Source organism: Arthrobacter sp. GCM10027362, from assembly GCF_042679445.1.
In the GTDB taxonomy this organism is placed as follows: domain Bacteria; phylum Actinomycetota; class Actinomycetes; order Actinomycetales; family Micrococcaceae; genus Crystallibacter.
Genome location: NZ_JBHTML010000048.1, coordinates 1 through 23,339, shown reverse-complemented (window position 1 = coordinate 23,339; position 23,339 = coordinate 1). Strand labels below are relative to the sequence as shown.

27 protein-coding genes and 3 tRNA genes are annotated in these 23,339 nt (G+C 69.4%); 20 read left to right on the top strand and 10 right to left on the bottom strand.

Annotation, left to right across the window (positions count from 1 at the left end; translation table 11 throughout):
• Window positions 1-92: 92 nt before the first annotated feature.
• Both ACFQ36_RS09530 and ACFQ36_RS09525 read right to left on the bottom strand, forming a co-directional pair.
• Window positions 93-653, bottom strand: a complete 561-nt coding sequence (locus tag ACFQ36_RS09530) for an HdeD family acid-resistance protein (RefSeq protein WP_377012961.1) — start codon at window positions 651-653, stop codon at window positions 93-95.
• Between the two features lie 51 nt (window positions 654-704).
• Window positions 705-1,358, bottom strand: coding sequence for a hypothetical protein (locus tag ACFQ36_RS09525; RefSeq protein ID WP_377012959.1), 654 nt, complete (start codon window positions 1,356-1,358; stop codon window positions 705-707).
• Between the two features lie 454 nt (window positions 1,359-1,812).
• Between ACFQ36_RS09525 and ACFQ36_RS09520 the strand changes: the two genes are divergently transcribed.
• The 3 genes from ACFQ36_RS09520 (at window position 1,813) to ACFQ36_RS09510 (ending at window position 3,889) form a co-directional block, all read left to right on the top strand.
• On the top strand, window positions 1,813-2,148 hold the full coding sequence (locus ACFQ36_RS09520) for an MTH1187 family thiamine-binding protein (RefSeq protein ID WP_377012957.1): 336 nt from the start codon (window positions 1,813-1,815) through the stop codon (window positions 2,146-2,148).
• Between the two features lie 118 nt (window positions 2,149-2,266).
• On the top strand, window positions 2,267-2,911 hold the full coding sequence (locus tag ACFQ36_RS09515) for an O-methyltransferase (protein WP_377012967.1): 645 nt from the start codon (window positions 2,267-2,269) through the stop codon (window positions 2,909-2,911).
• Window positions 2,912-3,025: 114 nt separating this feature from the next.
• Window positions 3,026-3,889 (top strand): spermidine synthase, encoded by an 864-nt coding sequence (locus tag ACFQ36_RS09510; protein ID WP_377012955.1) that lies wholly within the window; start codon window positions 3,026-3,028, stop codon window positions 3,887-3,889.
• Window positions 3,890-4,457: 568 nt separating this feature from the next.
• Here ACFQ36_RS09510 and ACFQ36_RS09505 read toward each other — a convergent pair.
• A complete protein-coding gene (locus ACFQ36_RS09505; protein WP_377012953.1) occupies window positions 4,458-5,921 on the bottom strand; it encodes an NCS2 family permease in 1,464 nt (487 codons plus the stop codon).
• A gap of 74 nt (window positions 5,922-5,995) precedes the next feature.
• On the opposite strand from ACFQ36_RS09505, the gene ACFQ36_RS09500 reads away from it, so the two are divergent.
• Both ACFQ36_RS09500 and ACFQ36_RS09495 read left to right on the top strand, forming a co-directional pair.
• Window positions 5,996-6,589, top strand: a complete 594-nt coding sequence (locus ACFQ36_RS09500) for a copper resistance protein CopC (RefSeq protein WP_377012950.1) — start codon at window positions 5,996-5,998, stop codon at window positions 6,587-6,589.
• 171 nt (window positions 6,590-6,760) lie between these two features.
• Complete coding sequence (locus ACFQ36_RS09495) at window positions 6,761-7,765, top strand: universal stress protein (RefSeq protein WP_377012948.1); 1,005 nt, start codon at window positions 6,761-6,763, stop codon at window positions 7,763-7,765.
• A gap of 76 nt (window positions 7,766-7,841) precedes the next feature.
• Here the strand turns inward: ACFQ36_RS09495 and ACFQ36_RS09490 are convergent, their stop codons facing one another.
• The 3 genes from ACFQ36_RS09490 to ACFQ36_RS09480 form a co-directional block, all read right to left on the bottom strand.
• Window positions 7,842-10,358, bottom strand: coding sequence for a hypothetical protein (locus tag ACFQ36_RS09490; RefSeq protein WP_377012946.1), 2,517 nt, complete (start codon window positions 10,356-10,358; stop codon window positions 7,842-7,844).
• Window positions 10,359-10,547: 189 nt separating this feature from the next.
• Window positions 10,548-11,480, bottom strand: coding sequence for a cation diffusion facilitator family transporter (locus ACFQ36_RS09485; protein ID WP_377012944.1), 933 nt, complete (start codon window positions 11,478-11,480; stop codon window positions 10,548-10,550).
• A gap of 2 nt (window positions 11,481-11,482) precedes the next feature.
• The gene (locus tag ACFQ36_RS09480) at window positions 11,483-11,851 is read right to left on the bottom strand and encodes a metallopeptidase family protein (RefSeq protein WP_377012965.1); all 369 of its coding nucleotides are present in this window, start codon (window positions 11,849-11,851) and stop codon (window positions 11,483-11,485) included.
• 256 nt (window positions 11,852-12,107) lie between these two features.
• On the opposite strand from ACFQ36_RS09480, the gene ACFQ36_RS09475 reads away from it, so the two are divergent.
• The 3 genes from ACFQ36_RS09475 (at window position 12,108) to ACFQ36_RS09465 (ending at window position 12,473) form a co-directional block, all read left to right on the top strand.
• Window positions 12,108-12,180: transfer RNA gene (locus tag ACFQ36_RS09475), tRNA-Glu, on the top strand.
• 84 nt (window positions 12,181-12,264) lie between these two features.
• A tRNA-Asp gene (locus ACFQ36_RS09470) sits at window positions 12,265-12,338 on the top strand.
• Window positions 12,339-12,397: 59 nt separating this feature from the next.
• A tRNA-Phe gene (locus ACFQ36_RS09465) sits at window positions 12,398-12,473 on the top strand.
• Between the two features lie 104 nt (window positions 12,474-12,577).
• On the opposite strand, the gene ACFQ36_RS09460 is transcribed toward ACFQ36_RS09465, so the two are convergent.
• Entirely contained in the window at window positions 12,578-13,039 is a 462-nt protein-coding gene (locus ACFQ36_RS09460) for an ArsI/CadI family heavy metal resistance metalloenzyme (protein ID WP_377012942.1), read from the bottom strand.
• Between the two features lie 149 nt (window positions 13,040-13,188).
• On the opposite strand from ACFQ36_RS09460, the gene ACFQ36_RS09455 reads away from it, so the two are divergent.
• The 10 genes from ACFQ36_RS09455 (at window position 13,189) to ACFQ36_RS09410 (ending at window position 18,862) form a co-directional block, all read left to right on the top strand.
• The gene (locus ACFQ36_RS09455; protein WP_377012963.1) at window positions 13,189-13,476 is read left to right on the top strand and encodes an ArsR/SmtB family transcription factor; all 288 of its coding nucleotides are present in this window, start codon (window positions 13,189-13,191) and stop codon (window positions 13,474-13,476) included.
• A complete protein-coding gene (locus ACFQ36_RS09450; RefSeq protein ID WP_377012940.1) occupies window positions 13,473-14,186 on the top strand; it encodes an aquaporin in 714 nt (237 codons plus the stop codon). Before ACFQ36_RS09455 ends, ACFQ36_RS09450 begins: the two co-directional genes overlap by 4 nt.
• Entirely contained in the window at window positions 14,183-14,584 is a 402-nt protein-coding gene (locus ACFQ36_RS09445; RefSeq protein ID WP_377012937.1) for an arsenate reductase ArsC, read from the top strand. Before ACFQ36_RS09450 ends, ACFQ36_RS09445 begins: the two co-directional genes overlap by 4 nt.
• 277 nt (window positions 14,585-14,861) lie before the next feature.
• Window positions 14,862-15,842 (top strand): hypothetical protein, encoded by a 981-nt coding sequence (locus tag ACFQ36_RS09440; RefSeq protein WP_377012934.1) that lies wholly within the window; start codon window positions 14,862-14,864, stop codon window positions 15,840-15,842.
• A gap of 167 nt (window positions 15,843-16,009) precedes the next feature.
• Window positions 16,010-16,522, top strand: a complete 513-nt coding sequence (locus tag ACFQ36_RS09435) for a hypothetical protein (RefSeq protein WP_377012932.1) — start codon at window positions 16,010-16,012, stop codon at window positions 16,520-16,522.
• A 50-nt stretch (window positions 16,523-16,572) separates the two neighbouring features.
• Window positions 16,573-16,995, top strand: coding sequence for an Asp23/Gls24 family envelope stress response protein (locus ACFQ36_RS09430; protein WP_377012930.1), 423 nt, complete (start codon window positions 16,573-16,575; stop codon window positions 16,993-16,995).
• 49 nt (window positions 16,996-17,044) lie between these two features.
• Window positions 17,045-17,236, top strand: coding sequence for a hypothetical protein (locus ACFQ36_RS09425; protein ID WP_377012928.1), 192 nt, complete (start codon window positions 17,045-17,047; stop codon window positions 17,234-17,236).
• Entirely contained in the window at window positions 17,233-17,607 is a 375-nt protein-coding gene (locus tag ACFQ36_RS09420) for a hypothetical protein (protein WP_377012926.1), read from the top strand. The genes ACFQ36_RS09425 and ACFQ36_RS09420 overlap by 4 nt, the downstream gene beginning before the upstream one ends.
• Window positions 17,604-18,227 carry a hypothetical protein gene (locus tag ACFQ36_RS09415; protein ID WP_377012924.1) on the top strand — a complete coding sequence of 208 codons (624 nt, stop codon included), beginning with the start codon at window positions 17,604-17,606 and terminating at the stop codon, window positions 18,225-18,227. Before ACFQ36_RS09420 ends, ACFQ36_RS09415 begins: the two co-directional genes overlap by 4 nt.
• On the top strand, window positions 18,224-18,862 hold the full coding sequence (locus tag ACFQ36_RS09410) for a hypothetical protein (RefSeq protein WP_377012921.1): 639 nt from the start codon (window positions 18,224-18,226) through the stop codon (window positions 18,860-18,862). Before ACFQ36_RS09415 ends, ACFQ36_RS09410 begins: the two co-directional genes overlap by 4 nt.
• Here ACFQ36_RS09410 and ACFQ36_RS09405 read toward each other — a convergent pair.
• From ACFQ36_RS09405 to nadE, 3 genes are read right to left on the bottom strand one after another with little or no spacing between them, the layout of a single operon-like run.
• Complete coding sequence (locus ACFQ36_RS09405) at window positions 18,857-19,687, bottom strand: hypothetical protein (RefSeq protein WP_377012920.1); 831 nt, start codon at window positions 19,685-19,687, stop codon at window positions 18,857-18,859. The two genes, ACFQ36_RS09410 and ACFQ36_RS09405, sit on opposite strands and share 6 nt — an antisense overlap.
• A 5-nt stretch (window positions 19,688-19,692) precedes the next feature.
• Window positions 19,693-20,496, bottom strand: coding sequence for an exodeoxyribonuclease III (locus ACFQ36_RS09400; RefSeq protein WP_377012918.1), 804 nt, complete (start codon window positions 20,494-20,496; stop codon window positions 19,693-19,695).
• 22 nt (window positions 20,497-20,518) lie between these two features.
• Window positions 20,519-21,340: an ammonia-dependent NAD(+) synthetase gene (gene nadE, locus ACFQ36_RS09395; RefSeq protein WP_377012916.1), complete on the bottom strand. Its 822-nt coding sequence runs from the start codon at window positions 21,338-21,340 to the stop codon at window positions 20,519-20,521.
• A gap of 241 nt (window positions 21,341-21,581) precedes the next feature.
• Here nadE and pyrE point away from each other — a divergent pair, with 241 nt between their 5' ends.
• Complete coding sequence (gene pyrE, locus ACFQ36_RS09390) at window positions 21,582-22,151, top strand: orotate phosphoribosyltransferase (protein WP_377012914.1); 570 nt, start codon at window positions 21,582-21,584, stop codon at window positions 22,149-22,151.
• 22 nt (window positions 22,152-22,173) lie between these two features.
• On the top strand, window positions 22,174-23,205 hold the full coding sequence (locus tag ACFQ36_RS09385; protein WP_377012912.1) for a thioesterase domain-containing protein: 1,032 nt from the start codon (window positions 22,174-22,176) through the stop codon (window positions 23,203-23,205).
• Window positions 23,206-23,339: the final 134 nt, after the last annotated feature.

Below are 23,339 nucleotides of genomic sequence, written 5' to 3'. Positions count from 1 at the left end.
CGCCGCCGGGGGCTCGGGCAGCCTGCGCCGTCCCCGCCACCAGGTCACGATGGCGGCGGCCCCCCTCGGCCAGCGGCGTGGGGGAGCCGGACTCAGCCCAGGCGTTTGGCCAGCTGCCGGGTGCGGATGCCGGCGGCGATCAGCACGACGCCGAACAGCCAGGCGAAGGCGGCCAGGAAGCCCAGGAACCCGAGGATCCCGGCGCCGGGCACGATGACCAGCAGCAGGCCGATGAGCACGGCGAGGATGCCGGCCAGCAGCCCCAGCCACCAGGACGGCACCACCCGGCGCACCGCGACGGACAGCACGATCTGGCTGATTCCGAGCAGCAGCGCCCACACCCCGATGATGAAGCTGACCGCCAGCGCCGTCGGGCCCGGCCAGGCCAGGGCGACGATCCCGGCCAGGACCGAGACGATGCCGCCGGCCAGCAGCCAGCCCAGGCGCCGCCCGCCCCGCCGCTGGGCAGCCCAGTGGATGATGGCCGTGATTCCGTCGGCGATGGCGAAGACGCCGAAGAGGACGACCAGCACCAGCACGGTGGCCTGCGGCCAGGCAATCACCATGACGCCGAAGAGGATCGCCAGCACGCCGCGGATGATCAGCGCGGTGCCGGAGCCCTTGGTCGGCCTGATGTTCACGACTTCCAGCATGGTTCCCCGTCCCGAGCGGTTGCCTCCAGCGGCAGTCTAGGCGGCCTTCGGCTACAGCGTCACGCCCTCGGGCAGCTCGGCTTCCTCGAACTTCTGCCGTTCGCACTCCTCCGCCAGCATCGGGTAGGTCTCGGCGATCAGGTCCAGGATCCGCCGCCGGACCACCAGGTACGCCTCGCCCACGCCGACGACGCCCTTGAACGCCTTCAGCTCGCTCTCGTACGAGGTCTGCCGGTGCCGCAGGTAGTTCACGGTCAGCCGGTCCAGCCGGTGCTTCACCGTGTTCAGGCTGGCCGGGGACTGCCCGCGCCGCAGCCGCCGGTTGAAGTGCTCGATGGCCTGCTGCCGCACCAGCGGCCACGGTTCCGGGTCGATCCGCAGCGGCAGGGCCTCGGCGGCGGCGACGGCCTCCTTCTTCCTGGCCAGGGCCCGCTCCCGGGCGGCCAGCTGCCGGTTCCGGGAGGCCTCCCGGGCCTGCCGGTACTCCTCGGACGCCTCGATCCGCAGCACGCGCTCCAGGGCGTAGAGCTTCATCGGGGCGGCCTTGCGGTTGCGTGGGTTGCGGGCCAGCTTGTCCGGCTCGGGCAGGAACGTCCTGATCTGGGTATCCGTCCACCCCCGCTCCTTCTTCAGGTCGCCGGCGATGAGCATGCCTTCGCTGCCGGCGGGCTTCGGGCGGGGCGGGTGGTGCTTACCTCGGACCAAGGGATTCCTTCGCATGATGACGGCGGGGACGGCGCCGGCCGGGCTGCCGGGCCGTTCACAGCTTATGCGCCGCCCCGCCCCACGCGGTCAAGCCGGCGTGAAACCCTGCCGATTTCTGCCCCTAACGGGCCGCTCGTGCCCTGGCCACATGCGCCTGACGGCCCGGGAACAGGAAAAGCCCATGAGTGCCGGGGCCGCGGACCTGCCCCGGCGGCGCCAGTCCCGCGGGCCGAAGCTGAACTACCCCGGGGCCGTGAGGGAGGGCGTGGCGGGGACGGCCAGGGGGCGCGCACGATCCCCGACTGCTTCCTGGCCCAGGAGCCGGTCACGCAAGACCTCCCGCCGGCCGGCCGGGACCCCGGGCCCACGGGCAGTGATAAAGTCCGGACCGTGCCGGGCAGGTGTGCGGTGGTTCCCCTGTTGCCCCGGCCCGGGGCTGTGCCAGACTGAAGCCATGCTTGTAGCCTTCTCTGTCGCGCCCTCCGGCGTCCCCATCGTCGGCCCGCCCCCGCATGATGCGTCCGTGCACGACGCCGTGGCCGAGGCCGTGAAAATCGTCCGCGCGTCCGGGCTGCCCAACCACACCGACGCCATGTTCACCACCATCGAGGGTGAATGGGATGAGGTCATGGACGTGGTCAAGCGGGCCACCGAGGCGGTGGGGCGGTTCGGTTCCCGGGTATCGCTGGTGCTCAAGGCCGATATCCGCCCCGGCTACTACGGCGAGCTCGACGGCAAGGTGGAGCGGCTCGAGGCCGCGCTGAAGGACGTCCGCCGTGCCGGCGCCTGAGCACGGCGGCGGCACCGAGCAGGTGCCCCCGGGCGGGGCCTATGACGGCGGCAGCTATGAACCGGCGCCCGGCACCGCCCACCGGCACGATGCCCGCTGGGCCGACGTCGACCGGTACCTGACCGAGACCCTGGTGGGCGAGGACGCCGCGCTGGCCGATGGCCGGCAGGCGGCACACGCGGCCGGCCTGCCGGCCATCGAGGTTTCCGCGCCGCAGGGCAAGCTGCTGATGCTCGTTGCCCGCCTGGTCGGTGCCCGCCGGGTGTTGGAGATCGGCACCCTCGGCGGCTACAGCACCACCTGGCTGGCCCGGGCGCTGCCGGACGACGGCGAGGTGGTCACCTGCGAGTACGAGCCGCACCATGCCGAGGTGGCCAGGGAAAACCTGGAGCGGGCCGGCGTCGCAGACAAGGTCAGCATCCGGGTAGGAGCCGCGCTGGAGACGCTGCCGCGGCTGGAAGCCGAAGAGGCCGGGCCGTTCGACCTGGTCTTCATCGATGCGGATAAGGAAAACAACCGGAACTACGTCGAGTGGGCGCTGAAGCTGGCGCGGCCGGGCACGGTGATCATCGTGGACAACGTGGTCCGCGGCGGCAGCGTGCTGGAGGCGGACCGGCCGGCCGAAGATCCGGAGGCGGCGGCCATCGCCGGCACCCGGGACGCGCTGGCGCTGCTGGGCTCCGATGACCGGCTCGAGGCGACGGCGGTGCAGACGGTGGGGTCCAAGGGCTGGGACGGCTTCGCCTTCGCCGTGGTCAGGTAGCCGGTACCGCCGGCGGATTCGGAGCATCCCGGTGCAGGGGCCTACCATCGTCCCTATGCCCGCTCCTCCAGCCGCTGCCGGCACCTGCGTTTGCCCCGGACCCGGTGATGCCTGATGGGACGGCGGAAGCCGGGCGCCGGTGAGGCGGGGGAACCTGCGGCCGGCCCGGTGGAAGGGATCTACCCCATCTCCTCCGGCACCGCGGAACTGGTCCGGGACCCGGATACCGCGGGGGCATGGCTGCTGAAGATCAATGGCGTGCAGTCCTCGCATGTGGTTCTTGGCGAGCCGCTGATGCTGGATTTCGAGTACATGCGCTGGATGGCGGCCCTGATCGAATCGCGCTGGCCGCCGGGCCCGGCGGCGCACCGGCCGCTGCGTGTCCTGCACCTGGGCGGCGGGGCCTGTTCGATGGCGCGCTATCTGGCCGCACGCTACCCGCAGGCGCGGCAGGTCGTGGTCGAAATCGACGCGAAGCTGGCCGAACTGGTGCGCAGCTGGTTCGACATCCCGCGGGCCCCGCTGGTGCGCATCCGGGTGGGCGAGGCCCGGGCGGTGACCGAATCCCTCACCGGGCACAGCCGGGACCTGATCATCCGCGATGTGTTCGCCGGCAGCCGGACTCCGCGGGCACTGACCACCCTGGAGTTCACCCAAGCCGCCCGTCGGGTGCTGGCGCCCGGTGGCATCTACGTGGTCAACTGCGGGGATTCGCCCCGGTTGGAGGAGGCCAGGCGGGAGGTGGCCACCATCGGCGCGGCGTTCGAGCAGGTGGCCGTGATTGCCGATCCGCCGATGCTCAAGGGCCGGCGCTTCGGGAACGTGGTGATCGCCGGATCGGACCAGCCGCTCGGGGAGGATCCGCAGCTGGCGAGGACGCTGCTCGGCGGCGCCGTCCCGGCCCGTTTCCTGGGCCCCGCGGAGGCGGCGAAGTTTTCCGCCGGTGCCCCGACCCTGCTGGACACCGCCGGAGGGTAGCGGTTTTTCCGCAGGTCAGCGCCATCATAGCGGCGAATCCGGCTTTGGCTACAAATGTTTCCTCGCCATCAACTGCCGCTTGTGACTCGCCGGTAATTTCTTTGTATGATTTAGAACGAACAGTCAGCAAGTGGCTGTATAGGCCCGCAGCTGTGTCGCCAAACCAGCTGCGGAGGCAGTCCGGCGAACAACGAGCTTCAACACTATGGATGGTGGCTGGAGCGAATTCGCGGGCTGCTCAGCCGGACCCGGTCCGGCGGCCGGATGCCGGGTGCTGCAGGCCTAATCCCCCCAAGTTAGGCCAGGCGCCCGGCATCCCGGCTTTTAATCCTTTCACCCCGCTCCGTCCGCCGGCCCGGCAGCGCGGGCTTCATTCCCGGGTTCCGTCCCGCAGCGCGCTCACCACCGCCGCCACCGAAGGCTGCCGGAGCGCATCCGGCCGGGCCACCGGGTGGCGTCGCCGCACACTGCGCCCGGGAGGCAGGGGCAGCTCGCTACACGGGCTGGACCGGCTGGACGCGGCCGCCCGTGCGCGCTGGTGTGCTGGGGACGCCCGCCGGGGCCGTCGTCAGGACAGGCCGAGGATCTGCTCGATCGGCCCGATGCCAAAGAAGATGACGAAGGCGGCGGCGACGGCCCACATCAGCGGATGGATGTCCCGGACCCGGCCCTGGACGGTGCGGATCAGCACATAGGCGATGAAGCCGGCCCCCAGGCCGTTGGCGATCGAGTACGTGAACGGCATGAGCGTGAAGGTCAGGAAGGCCGGGATGGCCAGCCCCCAGTCCGTCCAGTCGATCCTGCCCACCTGGGCCGCCATCATGAAGCCGACGACGACGAGGGCCGGGGCCACGGCCTCGAACGGCACCAGGTAGATCAGCGGCGTGAAGAACATGGCCACAATGAGCAGCAGGCCCGTCACGATGCTGGCCAGGCCGGTGCGGGCCCCCTCGCCGATGCCTGCCCCGGACTCGACAAAGATCTGGTTGGAGGATACCGAGGCGGCCCCGCCGGCAATGGCCCCTGCGGCGTCGACCAGCAGGACGCGGTCCACGTGCGGGATGTTGCCGTCCTCGTCCGTCAGGCCCGCCTCGTTGGCCAGCCCCACCATGGTGCCCATGGCGTCGAAGAAGATGCTCAGCAGGATGGCGAACGCCAGCAGCGACGCGCCCATGACGCCCAGGTGGCTGAAGGCTCCGACGACATTGACCTGGCCGAGCAGGCTCAGGTCGGGGGCGCCCCAGGCCGGCAGGCTCGGCGTGACCAGCGACCAGCCCCCGGGCTGGCCGGCGCCTTGGGAGCCGGGCCTGGCGAGGGCCTCGACAATCAGCGCCAGCACCGTGGCGGCCACGATGCCGATCAGGATGGCACCCTTGACCCGGCGCACCACCAGGGCGATGGTCAGGATCAGGCCGAAGATAAAGACCAGCGTCGGCCAGCCGGTCAACTTGCCTCCGAAGCCCAGGCCCACCGGGACCGTGGTGCCGGCAATGTCCGGAATGCGGCGGACGAAGCCGGCATTGACCAGGCCGATCAGGGCGATGAACATGCCGATGCCCACCACGATGGCGGTCTTGAGGCTGGCCGGCACGGCGCGGAAGACGGCCGTGCGGAAACCGGTGAGGACCAGGATCAGCATGGTTGCCCCGGAGAGGACCACCAGGCCCATCGCGTCCGGCCAGGACAGGTCCGGGTTGCTGGCCACGGTGACGGCGAGGAAGGCGTTGACGCCCAGCCCGGTGGCCAGGGCAAACGGATAGCGGGCCCAGGCGCCCATGACGATGGTCAGCACGCCGGCCACCAGGGCCGTCGCGGCCGCCACCCGGGCGCCGCCGAGTTCGGCGCCGCTGGCATCGGCGCCGCTGAGGATCAGGGGGTTGAGCACCACGATGTAGCTCATCGCGAAGAAGGTGGCCAATCCGCCGCGGATTTCGCGGGAGTAGCTGGACCCCCGCTTGGTGATTTCGAAGTAGTGGTCGATTTTGCCGAGCACTCCGCCGCGCTGGGCAAGTGTGGCTGCCTTTTCGGGCATGGGGCTGTCCTCCAAAGAAGGTTCCGGTGTGGGGGATTCCAGTGCATCCTAGCGGGTTGTCGTAGGCTGTAGGGGTGAAACAGCCTTTGCGCCGCCTGGCCGTCTTCGTCAGGTTCGCCGCCGCGGCACTGCTCGCCGCGGCCGCCGTCCTGGTCCCGTCCGGCGCCGCCCAGGCCCATGACGAACTGGTTTCCAGCACGCCCGCGGACGGCGCGGCCCTGAAGGCGATGCCCTCCGAACTGGTGCTCAACTTCAGCAATGTGCCGATCGCACTCGGGTCGGTGGTCAGGATCCAGGACAGCGCCGGGACGGACTGGGCGGACGGCAGCGTGCAGATCGTGGACCGGACCGCCACCCAGCGCATCAAGCCCGGTGCCCCGGCGGGCAAATACAGCGTCCTGTGGCGCGTGGTGTCCTCGGATTCGCATGCGATCGACGGCAAGCTGAGCTTCACCGTGGCCGGCGGGGGACAGGCCGCCGCGTCGCCGGAGCCTTCGGTGGGCCGGCCGGAACCGATCGATACCGCCACCGGGTCCCCTGCTGCCGCGGCCCCGGATGAGCCGGCGGTGCCGTGGAGCGTGATCGGCATGGGTGCCGTGCTGGTGGTGCTTGGCGTCGTCATCGCCGTCACCGCCAGGCGGCGCCTCGGCAACGGCGGCCAGGGTTAGGGACCGGGGACGGCAAGGCAGGCCGCCGGTGCCCGGCCTGCGCGTCCTCGAAGCCCGCAGACCTGCAGGACGGCGGGGAAGACGGGCAAAAGACCTTATCAGCGGAGTATTCTGAGGTTACCGGCGAGGTCCGGCACCGCAGCTCAACGCAGCTCAAGGGAGGCATCAGCCATGACAGAAGCATCAGCCGGGGGCGCCCGCCGGCACGGCATCGTGGTCGGCGTTGACGGATCGGACCAGAGCTTGTGCGCCCTGAGTTGGGCCGCGCAGGAAGCGCAGCAGCGCCGGACGCCGCTGCACGTAATCACCGCCTACACCGTTCCGGTCTTTGCGGCCTCCAGCATGGACGCCGGCTACGCCACCCTCGACGACCAGGTGATCCGCGAAGGGGCCGAGGCCGTCCTGGAGCAGGCGGTGGCGCGGCTGGCGGATTCCGACGTCGAAGTCCACCCTTCCGTCGAAACCGGGGATGCCGCCGGGGTGCTGCTGGATCTGTCCGAGGAAGCGGAGCTGCTGGTGGTGGGCACCCGCGGCCGGGGCGGCTTCGTGGGCCGGCTGCTTGGCTCGGTCAGCAGCGCGGTGCCCGCGCACGCCAAGTGCCCCACCGTGACGGTTCCGCTGGCCTGCGCGCCGCGGCTTGGCCAGACGGACCTGGAAGTCCCGCGCAGCAAGCAGGCCCCGGTGGGCCCGGAAGGCGTGGAGAAGACCGTGCTGGTGGGCGTGGACGGCTCGGAGCAGGCCCGGTCGGCCATGCTGGTGGCCGCCGAGGAGGCCGAACGCTGGGGCTATCCGCTGAAGGTGGTCTGCGCGCTGCCGCCGTTTACCGGCTCGCTGGCCTGGGTGCCGGCCCCGCTGGACCGGGATGCGCTGTATGCGGACATTAAGGAGCAGCTGGATGCGGGCGTGGCCTGGCTCAGGAGCCACTTCCCGAACGTGCCGATCAGCGGTGAAGTGCTGGAAGGGTCGCCCATCGAACTGCTGATCGACGCCACCCGCACGGCCTGGCTGCTGGTGATCGGAACCCGGGGCCGCGGCGGCTTCGCCGGCATGCTGCTCGGCTCCACCAGCCAGGGCGTGCTGCATCATGCCAAGGGCCCGGTGATGGTGGTTCCGGACACCCAGGACCCGCGCCTGGAGGACCGCAAGAACTTCGGCCCCATGCCCGAGGAGTCCTGACCGCTGCTCGGGGCGAGGCAAGAGAGTCGCCAGGCGTCCTCGTGCTGAGCGTGCATGGGTTGGGGATCGCTGAACGCTAACCGTCGGCCCTGTTGGCTTCCGTGTCCGGGGGCGACTGCGGCTGCACGACGGGCGGCGGGGCCGGCGGCAGCAGGCTGGCTGCAGCCGCGGTGAGGGCGGCACCCAAGAGGCCCGTCACCAATGCCGTTACGGCGCTGGCCGCCAGGCCGGAAGCCCACAGGCTCACCCGGTTCATGTTGTACAGGTCCGCCAGGTCCTCCACTCCTCCACGCGCAAGCCGCAGCGACAGCAGGTCTGCACCGATGCCCAGCACCGCGCACAGCATAGCTGTCTGTACCAGCAGGACCGCGAGCGCACCGCGAATGTCGGTGTTCGGGTTGTAGGGAAGCAGAATCGCGATCGATTCGGAGACGCTCAGGACCACGAAGAGCCGGGCTGCCTTCGCGAAGCCCGATCCGCCCCTGACGTACGGCAGGAAATAGCCGAAAACAAAGCCATACAGCGGGAACCGGAATGCCAGCAGAGTGTTCAACAGGGCCACGGCAGGGCCCGAGCCGCGGAGATCGAACTCGGAGAGGGACTGGGCGAGCAGCGGAATCGAAAAGACGATGCCGACGACGGTGCTGGCCGCCGCCCCGAGAACGCCCCGCCGCCAGGGATCCGCCGTTCCCGCCCAGCCCAGGGCATCGTGCGTCCGCGGCCGTTGTCGGTCCTGCCGGGTTTCTGCCAGGGCATCCTGGACGGTCCGGGCAATGTCGCCGGCCTTGTCCGGCGGCAGTTCTGCGGAGTGCAGGCGTTTGCGCAGGGCATGCCTCACCTCCCGTGCGGTCCTGGCAGCGCGCTGATGAGCCAGGACGGCAATTGCAGCCTGAGTCTGCGAGCCCGTGTTACCCCGGAGGTTGCGGCCCGTAATCACCGGGGATCGCTCCACCAGGACCCACGCGGTCAGGAGCAGGCCGACGGCGAAGGACAGCGGCAGCCCTATGAGCGTTATCTCGGGGCGCAGGAGCAGGAGGGCGACACAACCTACGGTGAATGTCCGGTGGAAATCCTTGGCGGACGACGAACGTGCGTGGACCCACAGGACCGAAAGCGTGGCGAAGATGAGCCCGACACGTAGGAACGGTTCCGCGGCAAACGACAAGCGCACTGCATCGTACGGGCTGACCGGGAAGAGGGCATACTTGGACACTTCGGCCGACAGCGCGAAGGATGCTGCAAGAACAATGATTGCCGGCAGTATCCAGCGGGGCCGGTATCCGGGCCAGGTCTGCCTTGCATGGGCCGAGGTAAAGCAGGCCCACAGGAGGACTGCTGCGAAGCCAATGATGACGGGGGCTGTCAGGAGGGCGCTGACGGCCTGGGAGACCACCGAATAGGTCGTTGAAGCCAGCGCCACGGCGATTACGAGCCCTGCAGTGCACAAGCCGTCCAGGAGGCGGCCGCGCCCGGGGTTGGTTTGCCGCGACAAGGTCACGGCTCCGGCAACGGTCAGGATCAGGCCTGCGGCAGCCGCTCCGTGCCTGATGGCTTCGGGCGGTGTCCGCGTGAACGGGTCCGGCGGGGATGAGAACGCCAGCCCTGCCGCCAGGAGCGCCGCGAGGAAGACGAGGGCGTACCAAAACCTCCGCCAAAAACCCCCCTTCCGTTGCAGATCCGGGCGGAACGTCGCCGACCACAGAAAGAGCAATCCGACAATCGCGGCGACGGTCGTCGGGAGGCCGTCGGGCAGCCAGATGCTGTCAAGGCTGCTTTCGGCGGGCAGGAGTTTCTGAATCCGGGAGGACAGCCAATTGAGCACCATCGCGCCAACGGTGACCAAGGCACCAGCCAGCAGGTGCCTGGCAACGTACTGGGTCCTCTCTGGTGCAGGAGGCCACCACGCATGGGACGCCGTCTTGCGGCGAAACCATACGAACGCGATTATCCAGGGGCCGAACAACAGGGCCTGCCGCCAAACGGTGTCCAGCATCTCCCTCACGTCGGCGGGCAGATCCCATTCCTCCAGCGGATCAACAGGTTTGTTGATGCCGAATACGAGTGTGAGTTTCTCCGGCGCATTCAGGCTGACGGTATTGTCGCTCTGCTTGTAAATTCCCGAAGGCGGGTCGACGGCCGCGATAGTCTTCGCGGTTGACGCCGTGACCGTCGGTGGGCGGTCGTCGGTGCATTCGGGCCAACGATTCCTCCAGGACAGCTGCAGCTGAACGGATCCGCTGGTGCGCCCGCTCCGGGCACTGACGGAGACGACGGCGTTTTGATCGCCGGTCCGCTTAACGGTGGGTGCCTTCCAGTGGAGCACAAGATACTGGTCCTGGCCTTGGGTCGCAGCCAGGGAGCCGAAGACGGAGGAGGCGAAAGCCTCGGGGGTCTCCCGGAATCTGCCGGACGTGACTGCGGCGACCAGGGGGTCCCCGGCAGTGGTCTTCAACTCGTAGGTGGCTTTGACGGATTCATCGTCGACGACGAGCAGGGATCGCTCCCTGCCGCAGTGGGACAATTCCTCGTAGCTGAGGCTGAAAGGGCTTGGCGGCGGGGGGAATGGCCACGTCCCGTAGCCGCTGAGCAGCAACGAGCCGAAAGCCAAGGCCAGCAGGCCGAGAGCGGCTGCTCCCATCCGTCCAATGAAGCGAGTCCTCATCAGCGTGGCCACCTTGTCTCCAACACGGTAGCGCAAGGCTACCGGATGGCAGGCAGGCAATATAGAGCGGAGGCGCGGGCCTCAACCTGTGGCAGTGCCTTGGTCCTTGGGCGTGGTGCCTTAGTCGTGGTGGCGAACCTCGTGGACGGCATGCGAGGCCGGCTCCAGCTGGAACGTGCAATGCTCGGTGTCGAAATGGTCGCCCAGGCAGTCGCTCAGCCGGTCCAGGACCAGGTCCAGCCCGTCCGCGCTGAGCACCTCGTCCCGAACCACCACATGGGCTGAGAAGACCGGCACGCCGGAGGTGATGGTCCAAATGTGGATATCGTGCACATCCACCACACCCTCGGCGGCGAGGATGTGCTCGCGCACGGAGTCCACGTCCACGTCCTTCGGGCTGGCTTCGAGCAGGACGTTCACCACATCGCGCAGCAGGCTCCAGGCCCGCGGCAGGATCATCAGGGCGATCAGGATGGAGGCGATGGCGTCCGCCTGGCGGAAGCCGGTCAGGGCAATGACCACCGCGGCGGCGATCACCGCCAGCGAGCCGAGCAGGTCCCCCAGCACTTCCAGGTAGGCGCCGCGGACGTTGAGGCTCTCGGTGTGGCCGCCGTGCAGGACCAGCAGGCAGACCAGGTTGGCGGCCGCGCCCAGCACGGCGGTCAGGAGCATGGTTCCGGTCTGGATTTCCGGGATGGCGTCGAAACGGCGCAGGGCCTCCAGGAAAATGACCACCGAGATCACCACCAGCAGCACGGCGTTGGCCAGGGCTGCCAGCATCTCGGCCCGCTGGTAGCCGTAGGTGCGCCTGGCCGACGCCGGCCGGGTGCCGATCCAGGCCGCAAGCAGCGCGATGGAGACCCCCGCGGCGTCGGAAAGCATATGGCCGGCGTCGGCAAGCAGCGCAAGCGAGCCGGACAGGAAGGCGCCGGCCACCTGGATGACCACCACGGCCAGCGTGATGCCGACCACCCAGATCAGCTTGCGGCGGTGCCTGCCGGTGGCGCTGGCGCCTGCGGGAAGGCCGTGGCTGTGGCCGTGCTCGCGTCCCATGCTCAATCCCACCCCAGTTCGTGCAGCCGCCGGTCGTCAATGCCGAAATAATGGGCCACTTCGTGGATGACCGTGACCTTGATCTCGTGGACCACTTCCTCGCGGCTGCCGCAGGCGCGCAGGATCGGGCCGCGGAAAATGCTGATCCGGTCCGGCAGGGAGCCGGCGTCCCACCAGGCACCGCGCTCGGTCAGCGGGGTCCCCTCGTACAGTCCCAGCAGTTCCAGGCCCGGCTCGTCCCCGGGCCGCGGTCTGTATTCGTCATCGATGACGACGGCGACGTTCGCCATTGCGGCCATTTCGCGGGCAAGCTCGTCCGGGATGCGGTCAATCGCTTCATTGACCGCATCCTCGAAGTCCTGCAGGGACATCTCCATCGGCACGTATCCGACTCTACCGGGCTGCGGACTCGGCCAGCCTGCCGAGATCTTCCCGTGCCGGGAAGGGCCGGCGAGCGGCGGCTGGAGGTCCGGGATGCCGGAAGAAGCCGGCGGGCCGGTCGAAGGAGTGCCCCGGCAGCCGGCAAAATCCGGCGGGAAACGGGCGCCCGCGGCCGATTTTGGAATTTCCCGGATCAGGCCCTATAGTTTTATGAGTCCGCAGCGGAGACAACCCGAAGCGAACAAGGCCCCCATCGTCTAGCGGCCTAGGACACCGCCCTTTCACGGCGGCGGCACGGGTTCGAATCCCGTTGGGGGTACGCAGGGGAACCTATCCCCGGGCGGGAACGGAGTGGTCAAAAGCTCCCGAAAAGCCTGATAGGATGGGTTCTCGTGCAAAGCAAGGCCCTGTAGCGCAGTTGGTTAGCGCGCCGCCCTGTCACGGCGGAGGTCGCGGGTTCAAGTCCCGTCAGGGTCGCTGTGGTTCTCCGGATGCCCTCCGGAGAACCAACGGTGATCATCGTCAGATGTTCCCACGGCTCTGTAGCTCAGTTGGTAGAGCGTTCGACTGAAAATCGAAAGGTCACCGGATCGACGCCGGTCGGAGCCACCACTCCTGAATAGTAAAAGCCCCTGGAACTCAAGGACGTTCCGGGGTTTTTCTTTTCCCGGGGCCTGCTCGATTGGCCGGGTCCTGGCTTTCCCGGCAGGTGCGGGTTAACAGCAGGGGTTGGCTGTCCCCGGGGCGTCTGCTGCCCCGGCGGTGCAGCATCCCGTGGCTTCGCCCCGCGGGGTGTTGGCGGCGAAGGCGGGGCTGTCGGCCAGAACCGTGTAGATCTCCCACTGCTCGCCGTCCGGGGTGTTCCGGACCCAGAACTTGTCCTGCTTCGCGTAGCAGCAGGTGCTCTCCCGCTCGTCCGTGGTGGCGAAACCGTGCGCTGCGAGCCGGGTCTGCTCGGCATCGACGGCGTCGGTGTCCTGGACCTCCACGCCCAGGTGGTTGAGCGATCCGCCCTTGCCAGGGTTTTCGATGAGCACGAGCTTCAGCGGCGGCTCGGCCACGGCGAAATTGGCGTAGCCGGGGCGGCGCTTGGCCGGCTCGGTGCCGAACAGCCGGGAGTAGAACGCGACCGACTCATCGAGGTCGTCAACGTTGAGGGCGAGCTGCAGGCGGGACATGGCGGACTCCTATAGATAGATGGTTGTCTATGTCTTGGAGATTGCCACCATACATTGGGATCTGTCAATATTTACGTGTGTCGAAATCTGTACTTGAACTGACCCCGGTCGAGACGGTGGCCTGCTGCTCCCCCCTGGCCCGGGAGCCGATGACCGCCGACCAGGCCGCGCGGGTGGCCGCGCTGCTGAAGGCCCTGGCGGACCCGGTCCGGCTGCAGCTGCTCTCCCTCGTGGCCTCCCACGAAGGCGGGGAAGCCTGCGTGTGCGACCTGAACGAAGCCTTCGACCTGTCCCAGCCGACCATCAGCCACCACCTGAAGGTGCTCCACCAGGGCGGGCTGCTCGAGCGCAGCAAGCGCGGCGTCTGGGTCTACTACAAGGTCCGGGCCGAGGTGCTGGACTCGCTGGGCAAGCTGATCTCCAGCGCGGGCGCATGAACGGCCTTACCCGGCGGGCCCTGGCCGAATTGGTCGGGACCGCCCTGCTGGTGGCCACCGTGGTCGGCTCGGGCATCGCCGCCTCCCGGCTGTCCCCGGACGATGTGGGCCTGCAGCTGCTGGAGAACGCCCTGGCCACCGGTGCCGTCCTGACGGCCCTGATCATCGCCCTGCAGCCGGTCTCCGCCGCGTTCAACCCGGTGGTCACCCTTGCCGAGCGCTGGCTGGGCGTCATCGGCTGGCGCGAAGCCGGGGTGCTGGTTGGCGCCCAGGCGGCCGGGGGGATACTGGGTACCGTGCTGGCCAACCTGATGTTCGACCTGCCCGCCGTCGGCATTTCGACCCATCAGCGCACCGGGGCCGGACTGTGGCTGGCCGAGGTGGTGGCCACCGCCGGGCTGCTGCTGGTGATCTTCGGGACGGCCCGCTCCGGACGCAAGGACATGATCGCCGTGGCGGTCGGCGGCTACATCACCGCCGCCTACTGGTTCACCAGCTCCACGAGCTTCGCCAACCCGGCCGTGACCGTGGCGCGCATGTTCTCCGATACCTTCGCGGGCATCGCCCCGGCCTCGGTCCTGCCCTTCCTCGCCATGCAGGTCCTGGGCGGCGTCCTCGCCGCCGTGCTCATCCGCCTGCTCTACCCCCGCGCCGAACAGGTGGCCGCCGACATCACCACCGAAAACACCACCGAAGGACACACCCGATGACCGGCCGGCCCACCGTTCTCTTCGTCTGCGTCCACAACGCCGGCCGCTCCCAGATGGCCGCCGGCTACCTGAAGCACCTGGCCGGCGACCGCGTCACCGTACTGTCGGCCGGCTCCGAACCCGGCGGGAAGGTCAACCCGGTGGCCGTGCAGGCCATGGCCGAGGAGGGCATCGACATCAGCGGCGCGGTCCCGAAGATCCTCACCGCCGGGGCCGTGCAGGAATCCGACGTCGTCATCACCATGGGCTGCGGCGACACCTGCCCGGTCTTCCCCGGCAAACGCTATGAGGACTGGGTCCTCGACGACCCGGCCGGACAGGAGCTGGGCATGGTGCGCGGTGTCCGGGACGAGATCAAAAAGCGCGTCCAGGCGCTGGTGCAGGAGTTGGCCGGCTGAGTTCCCGGCCGCGGCGGCAGGGCCCGGGCCGGCACAGTTCCGTGCGTTCGTGGCGGCAGCGGCAATTGGCCCAGTTGGATCAGGGAACCGTGTCGGCCGAAGACGGCAGGTTATTTGCTATCTTTCCCGGCGCCCGGGCGCCGGGACGATGTGCCACGGGCCGTGGACAGGGGCGGCAGCCGCGGTATAGCGTTCGGGGGTGCCCGTAGTGGTGTCGGCCGCCCGGGCCTGGCGGGACCGTTGCCGATCGTGCCGGCACCGGCATGCAGGAGGACAGATGAAACGCCGCGGAATGGCCATCCTTGCATTTTGCCTGGCGCTCGCTGCAGGGCCGGCGCCGCCTGCCGGCGCAGCGCCGCCGGCCCCGTTCGGTTTCGCCGTGATCGGCGACATGCCCTACGGTTCCGCCCAGCTCAGGGCGTTTTTGGAGCGCATAAGCCAGATCAATGCCGACCCCCGGGTGCAGCTGGCGTCCCATCTGGGCGACATCAGCGCCCCCGTCGACTGCTCCGACTCCTACTATGGCAGGATCAAATCCAGCCTGGACCAGTTCGCCGATCCCCTGGTCTATACCCCCGGGGACAACGAATGGGCCGACTGCCACCAGGCCAGATCGGGGGCCGCCAACCCGCTGGACCGGCTGGCCGCCGTGCGCCGGATCTTCTTTCCCCGGCCGGGCCGGACCCTCGGAAGAAACCCCGCCGCGGTCACGTCCCAGCCCGGATACCCGGAAAATGTCCTGCTGGACCGCGCGGGCATCACCATCGGGGCCGTGCATGTGGTCGGATCCAGCAATGACCTGAGACCGTGGGTCGGGCTGGGCCTGTCTGCTCCGACCCCGGAACAGCGCGCGGAAGTGGACGCCCGGAACCGTGCCGGCATCGCCCTGATCCGCAGCGCCTTTGCCCAGGCCAGAACCAACAATTCCCGGGCCGTGGTGCTGCTGACCCAGGCAGATATGTTCAGCGGCAGGGGATCGGCTTACCGGGCGGGCTACCTGCCGATTGTGCGGGCCCTTGCCGCCGAGAGCGCCTCCTTCGGCCGGCCCGTCTACCTGTTCAACGGAGACTCGCACACCTTCCGCAGCGACCGCCCGTTGGCCACGCCAAAGTGGCTTTCCTTCTACGGGCTCGCCGACGCCGTGCCCAACCTGTCCCGGATCACGGTCCAGGGCGGGTCCTCGGTAAACGAGTGGCTCAGGGTCACGGTCGTCAGCGACGCCTCCGTCCTCAGGGTCGAACGCGTCGCCTACAGGTAAGGGCACCGGCGCCCTCCGTCCCAGCTGGGAGCCGGCTGGGACTTTGCCGGGATTGCCCTGTGTTTCCTGCCGTTTCCCCGCTTTTTGCCTATCTGCCCCTGACCAGCAGGTATACGCTGGAAGAAACTCTCGGGCCAGGGTCGGCGGGGATAGTCGAAGGGAGTGCGGTGCGCGTCTATTTGCGGGTTGCCGCCGTATCCGCAGCGGTGGTCCTGATGCTTGCCTCCTGCAGCGTGCCGGCCGGTCCCGGACCGGGCGCCGGCCCGGCGCCCACAACCGCTCCGTCGGCAACCCGGCCGCCGGACTCCCCGCCCGGTCTCCGGCCCGGCGCGCAGGAGCCGGACGTCTCGTCCCCGCCGGTCAGCTCCGGCCACCGGAGCGCCCGGTGGGGCAGCTACGCCGGCAAGCGGGAGGCCTGCCTGGCGGTGGCGGCCAATGTGGCCGTCCTCCTGCTGGCCCCGCTGAGCTTCCTGACCGACGTGGACGAAGAGGAACTGGCGGATCTCGAGGCCCAGGTGGCCAAGGCCCGCGACCAGGTTCCCAAGGCGCTCGAAGACGACTTTGCCCACCTCGAAGAGGTGCTGGCCGAGAACAACGACGACGAGGAGTTCGACGAGGAGGCCCTCCACGAGGCGGTGCAGCCCATCCGGAACTGGCTGGCGGCGAATTGCGCAACCTGAGCTAGGCTGACACCAGAAACCTGATGCGAGGCACCAATACGGGGGCTGAGATGGAAGAAGCAGCTGGACCGGGTGCGGTGCAGGCCCCCGGCCGCACCGTCATCGCCGAGACCGCCGTGGCCAAGGTGGCCGCGATTGCGGCCCGCTCCGTGCACGGCGTCGTCGCGCTCGGCTCCGGCACGGGCCGGGCCCTGAGTGCCCTGCGGGACGCGGTGGGCGGCAGCGACCTGGGCCAGGGCGTGCACGTGGAGGTCGGCCAAACCCAGGTGGCCGTGGACATCACCCTCGTGGCCGTCTACGGCGAACCGCTGCAGGAGCTGGCCGCGCGGGTGCGCGCCGCCGTCTACCGCGCCGTCCAGGAACTGGTGGGCCTGGAGGTCATCGAGGTCAACGTGGAGATCAACGATGTCCATCTGCCGGGCCTGGCCGAGGCCCGGGCGGCGGAGAAACCGGCCCGGGCACCGGCGCCGTGAGACAGGGCGCCGGCAGGAGCGCTGCACAGGGCACGGAAGCGAGGCAAGGATGAGCTACACGGTAGTGGGGATGGCTGTCGGCGCGGTCCTGGCTTGGACGGCGCTGACGTACCGGTTCTGGGGCTTCCTGATCATGGTCATTTTCCTGGCCGCCGGGGCCCTGTGCGGCCGGGCGGCCGAAGGCAAGCTGGACCTGCGGGGCATCCGCGATGCGCTGACCGGGCGGCGTTCGTCGTCATGAACGCCGAGCCCGCCGACGGCCAGGTCCTGGCCGGCCATACCCGCGTGAGCACGCAGGCGCTGACCACCACCGCCCAGGGCGTGGCCGCCGAGGTGCTCGGCGTCTCCCCGGCGCTGGTCCGTGCCGTCTGGCGGGACGACAACGGTTCGCTGGCCCTGGCCCTGTCGCTGCCCATCGGGATCCCGTCCCTGAACCGCGTCCTGGCGGACCCGCGGCTGGTGGCCGGATTCAACGGGACGGTCCGGGACCGGGCGCTGGCGGCCAAGGGTGAAATCCTGGACCGGATCGCACGGATCAGCGGTTCGGTCCTGAGCCGGGTGGACATCCGGATCACCGGCGTGCGGATCGAGGCCGGAGGCCGGGTGCGGTGACACAGCTCAGGGACAGCGCCGCCGGCACCGGCCGGCCCGAACCGCCGGACGATTTCCGCCGGCGCCTGGCCCGGCGCGAGTTGCACAGCTCGCGGGCCGCCGCCTCCCTCATCGCCGCGTTCGCCCTGGCCGTTCTCTGCCTGTATGTCCTGCTGGAAGTGGTGCTCGCGGCCATCGGCCAGCCGCCCTGGCTGCTGGATCCGAAGGGCTTTGCCGGCTGGCTGCACCGGCTGCCGGGCAATGTCAGCCCGCTGATCCTGGCCACCTCCGGGATCCTGCTCCTGCTGGCCGGGCTGTACTTCTTCCTGCAGGGTGTGCTGCCCGGCCGCCTGCACCGCCACCTGCTCCCGAGCCGCCGCGGGGTGGTGGTGGTGGACGACGAGGTGATCGCCGCCGCCTTGGCCAGGCGGGCCCGGATGGCAGCGAACGTGACCCGGGAACAGGTCCTGGTCATCATCTCCCGCACCATGGTGCAGGTGCAGGTGCGGCCCACCTCCGGCAGGCCGGTCAGCGGGCAGGCCATCCAGGCGGCGGTGGAGGACGAACTGCTGCGCACCGGGATCGACCCGGTGCCGCCGGTGCGCGTGAAGGTTTCCTCCTCCGGGGTGGTGGGGCAGTGAACCAGACACCGCGTACCCTCAACCACGTGGTCCTGGCCGTGTTCGGGCTGGTCCTGATGCTCCTCGGCGCGCTGGCCGTGGCACTGGTGGCGGTTGAGCCGCTGGCGCGCTGGTGGCAGCGCGCCACTGCCGACGCCGGGATCCGGCTCGAACAGCTGCTGGCGGCGACCACGCTGCCCGGCCAGCCGGAGAGCTGGCTGTGGAGCGTGGCCGCCGTGCTGCTGGCGGCGGTCATCCTGCTGCTGCTGGCCTGGGCGGCCCAGCAGGGGCGCGGCCGCGTGAGCACCCTGGCAGTTGATTACGACGGCGGCGTACCCGGTGTGGTTTCGCTCAGCGCCGCCGCGGCCGAGCAGGCGCTCAGGGCGGCGCTGCAGGAACGCCCGGACATCCTGCACGCCACGGTCGCCGCCTACGAATACCGGGGCGTTCCGGGACTGCACCTGCGCGTGTTGCTGCGCCAGGGCGTCTCCCCGCAGACCGTGGCCCGGGACGTCATGGACCTGGTGGAGGCCATGGACCTGGTGGTCGGGGTCAATCTGCCGGTAGTGATCAGCATCGGCGCCGGGGCGCGCGCCCGGCTGGGCCGCCCCCGGCCGCGTGCACTGGAGATCGGCACGCCCCGTTCCCCGTTATGAGGCCCGGGCCAGCTGGCGGATCTTGATCCAGCGGGTGGCCAGCCGCCGGTAGGCCGCCGCCGCCCCGGTCATGTCCCCCTCGACCAGGCACTCGATGCCGGCCCGGACGTCGGAGGGGGACTCGTCCGGGAACACCAGCTGGGCCACCTCGCCGTAGTCCAGCTCCACGACGGCGGTCAGCGAGAACGTCTCCAGCCACTCGGTGATTTCGGTCAGTTCCTCGAGCAGGTCCAGCCCGGGCGCGGCGATGGCCAGCGACGCCGCCGCATAGCGGGCCCGGTCGATGCACTGGGAGATCGGCGCGGCCAGCCGCACCGTTTCGATCCGGTGGCTGTCCTCGACCACGTCGATGCGGTCGTCCTCGCGGAACAGCACGAACCAGCCGAACGGAATGCCCCAGGTGGCGCTGCGGGTGTGCAGCTTGGACAAAGACTCGGCGAAGCTGTCCGGATCCAGCCGCTCCTGCTGGGCCACCCGGGCGGCGTCGGGGACCAGCAGCCCCAGCAGCGGGTTGCGCAGGCTGTGCGAGAGGGACTCCGCGGCCAGCGTGCTGCGGACCGCGAGCTGGTTTGGGCAGTAGTACGGCGTGCTCAGCCCCTCCGCGGACGGGTAGTGCAGCACACGGACAATGTCCTCGTCGTCGTGCGGGAACGGGTCCGAGACCGCGCGGGTGATCCGGCGCAGCGCCTTGCTGCGGTCCAGCTGCTCCGTCGCCTCCCGGCCCCTGCCGCGCTGGGCCAGGATGAGCAGCTGCTGCTGGTCGTCGAAGGCGTCCAGCGGCTCGTACACCCGCAGGAAGGAGACGTACGGAAATCCCCCGTTCATATGGCCTAGTCCAGCTCCACGATCACCGGTGCGTGGTCCGAGGCGCCCTTGCCCTTGCGTTCCTCCCGGTCGATCACCGCGCCGGTGACCCGGGCAGCCAGCGCGGGGGAGGCCAGCACGAAGTCGATGCGCATGCCCTCCTTCTTCGGGAAGCGCAGCTGGGTGTAGTCCCAGTAGGTGTAGACGCCGGGACCGGGGTTGTGGACGCGGACGACGTCGGCGAAGCCTGCCGCTTCGAAGGCGCGGAAGGCCGCCCGTTCGGGCTCGCTGACATGGGTGAGGCCCTCGCGCCGGAAGTAGTCGATGTCCCAGACATCCTCGTCCTGCGGCGCAATGTTCCAGTCGCCCATCAGGGCGATCTGCGCCTGCGGGGTTTCGGTCAGCCAGGACACGGCCTGGTCCTTAAGCATGTCCAGCCACTTCAGCTTGTACGGCATGTGCTCGTCGTCCAGGGCGCGGCCGTTGGGCACGTACAGGCTCCAGATCCGCAGCCCGCCGCAGGTGGCGCCGATGGCGCGTGCCTCCGCGACCGGGTCCTTGCCGTTCTTGCCGAAGGCCGGCTGGCCGGCGAAGGTGCGTTCGACGTCCTCGAGCCCCACCCGGGAGGCGATGGCGACGCCGTTCCACTGGTTCAGGCCGAAGTGCGCCACCTCGTAGTCGTTCTTTTCGAAGAGCTCCCAGGGAAAGTTCTCGTCCCTGGTCTTGGTTTCCTGGATGGCCAGCACGTCCACGTCGGAGCGCTGCAGCCAGGCTTCGACCCGGTCGGCGCGGGCACGGATGGAGTTCACATTCCAGGTAGCAATCTTCACAGTCCCTACGTTACCGAAAACTTCAGTGCCACCATTTGTCGAAGAGGGTGACCGGAACGGTGCGCTTGTGGCGGGTGCGCAGGTACTTCTGCTCGATGACCTCGGCCACCTGGTCCGGCACCGGGCGCCCCTCCAGGTAATCGTCGATCTGGTCGTACTTCAGCCCCAGCTCGTCCTCGTCCGTGCGCCCGGGCCGGTCGTCGAGCAGGTCTGCGGTGGGGATCTTGCGGTGCAGCTTGTCGTGCGCGCCGAGGTAGGCCAGCAGCTGGCGGTTCTGCCGCTTGTTCAGGCCGAACAGCGGCAGGACATCCGCCCCGCCGTCGCCGTACTTGGTGAAGAACCCGGTGACGGATTCGGCGCCGTGATCGGTGCCGATCACCAGGTAGTTGTGTTCCCCGGCGAGGGCGTACTGGGCGGTCATCCGGGCGCGGGCCTTGACGTTGCCCTTGCCGAAGTCCGAGAGCTCCTTGCCGGTGCTCACCGCGAACTCGCCCTCGAAGCCGTCCACGGCCGAGGCGATGTTGAACGTCCAGGTGCTCTTGGGCCGGATGAACTCCAGCGCGGCCTGGGCGTCCGCCTCGTCGTGCTGGACCCGGTAGGGCAGGCGCACCGCCACGAAGTCCGCCTCGATGCCTTCCTCCGCCAGTTCCTCCACGGCCAGCTGCGCCAGCCGGCCGGCCAGGGTGGAGTCCAGCCCGCCGCTGATGCCCAGCACGAATCCCTTGGTGCCGGTGGCCTTGAGGTAGTTCTTGAGGAACGCGGTGCGCTTGGCGATTTCCTCGGCGGGGTCGATCTCGGGCTTCACGCCCATTTCTTCGATAATGGTGGCCTGGAGTTCACGCATGTGGCTAAGCGTACTACCGGCCGGTTTCCAACGGGTTTCAAGGCTTCCGCTGGCTGGATGCTGCGTCGAAGGAGGTCCCGGAGGCGCGGAGTCGAACCGCTTGAGGAAGGCCGGCTCCCCCGGGGCGCCCTGGAGCCGGTCCATGCCCGCGTCCTCCCGCTCGACCGGGACCGGCCCGCCCTGCCACCGGCCGGTGCCGGCCGGCAGGCGGCCCGGGACGGCTCCAACTAGAATCGTGAGCATGACCGTCCTCGACACCGCCCCCGCCCGTGCCCGCCTGCTTGAACTGATCAAGGAACTCGCCGTCGTGCGCGGGAAGGTGATCCTTTCCAGCGGTGCCGAAGCGGATTACTACATCGACCTGCGCCGGGTCACCCTGCACCATGAGGCCTCCCGCCTGGTCGGGCAGGTCATGCTGGCCATGCTCGACGAGGCGGGCATCGGCTTTGAGTCCGCCGGCGGGCTGACCATGGGGGCCGACCCGGTGGGCACCGCGCTGATGCACGCCGCCGGCGACGCCGGCCGCGCCGTCGACGCGTTTGTGGTGCGCAAGGCGCAGAAGTCGTACGGCATGGGCCGCCAGGTCGAAGGCCCGGACGTCAGTGGCCGGCCCGTGGTCGTTTTGGAGGACACCTCCACCACCGGCGGTTCGGCGCTGGCCGCCGTCGACGGCGTGCGCAAGGCCGGCGGCGAGGTCAAGGCGGTGGCCGTGATCGTGGACCGGGACACCGGAGCCAAGGAACGCATCGAGCAGGAGGCCGGGGTGCCCTACCTGTTCGCCTTCGGCAAGGACGAACTCGGGCTGGACTAGCCGGCACGAGCAGGCCGGTCCCGTGCGGGCCGGCCGTACCGCCATGGATTTTCCCGATCAAGAGGCCGTACACCGGCTGCGTCTGGCCAGCGGGCTGCACCGGGTCTCCCGGCGCAGCTTCCTCATCGCGTCCGCCTTCGCCCTCGCCACCAGCGCCGACCTGCTGGCTACCCGCCGGCTGCAGGCCGAGCGCTCGGAGGCGCGCATCCTGGTGCTCGAGGACGAGGCGGCGCGCCGGCGGTTCCCGCGCAGCAGCTGGGTGCTCTTCCCCGGCTACAAGACCAGCTGGGAAGAGGGGCTGTGGATCATGAATTCGCTGCGCCCGGCGCTGACCCGGCGCGGCCAGCTGGCCGTGGCCGGCTATTCGAACCGGGGACTGGACCTGGGGAACCTGGCGGACGTGCTGCGGCGGCACATCGAGGAGAACGACCTGCACCGGCTCTATTTCTACGGGCACAGCTTCGGCGGGATGGTGGCGGTGGAAATGGCTGCCAGGCTGCAGGCCGGGGGCACCGGGGTGGAGCTGATCCTGATGGACTCCACCCCGTACAGCCGCCTGGACGTGATCGATCGGACCATGTTCGAGGGCGTGGTCCTCAGCTACGAGGCCGGCTACCAGGTCCCCTCCGTGGTGCGCGGCGGCTACGAGCTGGGGGAGCGGATCGTCAACAAGCACGAACGCAGCTGGCGCACGGTAATCGAACAGAGCATGGAACAGCTGTCCCCGCTGGCCGTGTCCAGCACGCTGATCCAGTCCGAGTCCGCCTACATCTACCACTTCGAGGGCCGGCGCTTCGCCTCGCGGCTGGGGAAAACGAAGATCGCCTGGATGGGCAATCCGGCGGACAAGACGGTGAATTACAGCACCGCCCGCCGCAGCTGGCTGGTGAATTTCAAGGACAACTTCCTCACCAACGAGCTGGTGACCACCGGGGCACGGCCGGCCCACGCGAGTCCGCAGTGGAACCCGGCCGTGTACCAGCCGCTGATCCAAAAGCTGGAGGACACCTACTTCCCGGTGCCGTCCTTCGGCGGGATGCGCCGGCCCGTTTAATCGGGCGGATTACTCCAACGGGCCGGTGACGCCCTCGACGGCGGCGCGCAGCGCACCGGCGGCGATGATCTCCTCCGCGGCGGCCAGGTCCGGGGCCAGGAAGCGGTCCGGCCCGGGGCCGGCCACGCGTTCGC

Bases quoted from the DNA above. Each gene is read 5' to 3' on its own strand.
- ACFQ36_RS09460 (WP_377012942.1), bottom strand. From the start codon at position 13,039: ATGTCCCGCCTGCAGCTCGCCCTCAACGTTGACGACCTCGATGAGTCG.
- ACFQ36_RS09430 (WP_377012930.1), top strand. From the start codon at position 16,573: ATGGAAGAAGCAGCTGGACCGGGTGCGGTGCAGGCCCCCGGCCGCACC.
- nadE (WP_377012916.1), bottom strand. From the start codon at position 21,340: ATGCGTGAACTCCAGGCCACCATTATCGAAGAAATGGGCGTGAAGCCC.
- ACFQ36_RS09455 (WP_377012963.1), top strand. From the start codon at position 13,189: ATGACCGCCGACCAGGCCGCGCGGGTGGCCGCGCTGCTGAAGGCCCTG.
- ACFQ36_RS09445 (WP_377012937.1), top strand. From the start codon at position 14,183: ATGACCGGCCGGCCCACCGTTCTCTTCGTCTGCGTCCACAACGCCGGC.
- ACFQ36_RS09530 (WP_377012961.1), bottom strand. From the start codon at position 653: ATGCTGGAAGTCGTGAACATCAGGCCGACCAAGGGCTCCGGCACCGCG.
- ACFQ36_RS09440 (WP_377012934.1), top strand. From the start codon at position 14,862: ATGAAACGCCGCGGAATGGCCATCCTTGCATTTTGCCTGGCGCTCGCT.
- ACFQ36_RS09485 (WP_377012944.1), bottom strand. From the start codon at position 11,480: ATGGGACGCGAGCACGGCCACAGCCACGGCCTTCCCGCAGGCGCCAGC.
- ACFQ36_RS09510 (WP_377012955.1), top strand. From the start codon at position 3,026: ATGGGACGGCGGAAGCCGGGCGCCGGTGAGGCGGGGGAACCTGCGGCC.
- ACFQ36_RS09425 (WP_377012928.1), top strand. From the start codon at position 17,045: ATGAGCTACACGGTAGTGGGGATGGCTGTCGGCGCGGTCCTGGCTTGG.
- ACFQ36_RS09420 (WP_377012926.1), top strand. From the start codon at position 17,233: ATGAACGCCGAGCCCGCCGACGGCCAGGTCCTGGCCGGCCATACCCGC.
- pyrE (WP_377012914.1), top strand. From the start codon at position 21,582: ATGACCGTCCTCGACACCGCCCCCGCCCGTGCCCGCCTGCTTGAACTG.
- ACFQ36_RS09520 (WP_377012957.1), top strand. From the start codon at position 1,813: ATGCTTGTAGCCTTCTCTGTCGCGCCCTCCGGCGTCCCCATCGTCGGC.
- ACFQ36_RS09505 (WP_377012953.1), bottom strand. From the start codon at position 5,921: ATGCCCGAAAAGGCAGCCACACTTGCCCAGCGCGGCGGAGTGCTCGGC.
- ACFQ36_RS09495 (WP_377012948.1), top strand. From the start codon at position 6,761: ATGACAGAAGCATCAGCCGGGGGCGCCCGCCGGCACGGCATCGTGGTC.
- ACFQ36_RS09405 (WP_377012920.1), bottom strand. From the start codon at position 19,687: ATGAACGGGGGATTTCCGTACGTCTCCTTCCTGCGGGTGTACGAGCCG.
- ACFQ36_RS09480 (WP_377012965.1), bottom strand. From the start codon at position 11,851: ATGTCCCTGCAGGACTTCGAGGATGCGGTCAATGAAGCGATTGACCGC.
- ACFQ36_RS09450 (WP_377012940.1), top strand. From the start codon at position 13,473: ATGAACGGCCTTACCCGGCGGGCCCTGGCCGAATTGGTCGGGACCGCC.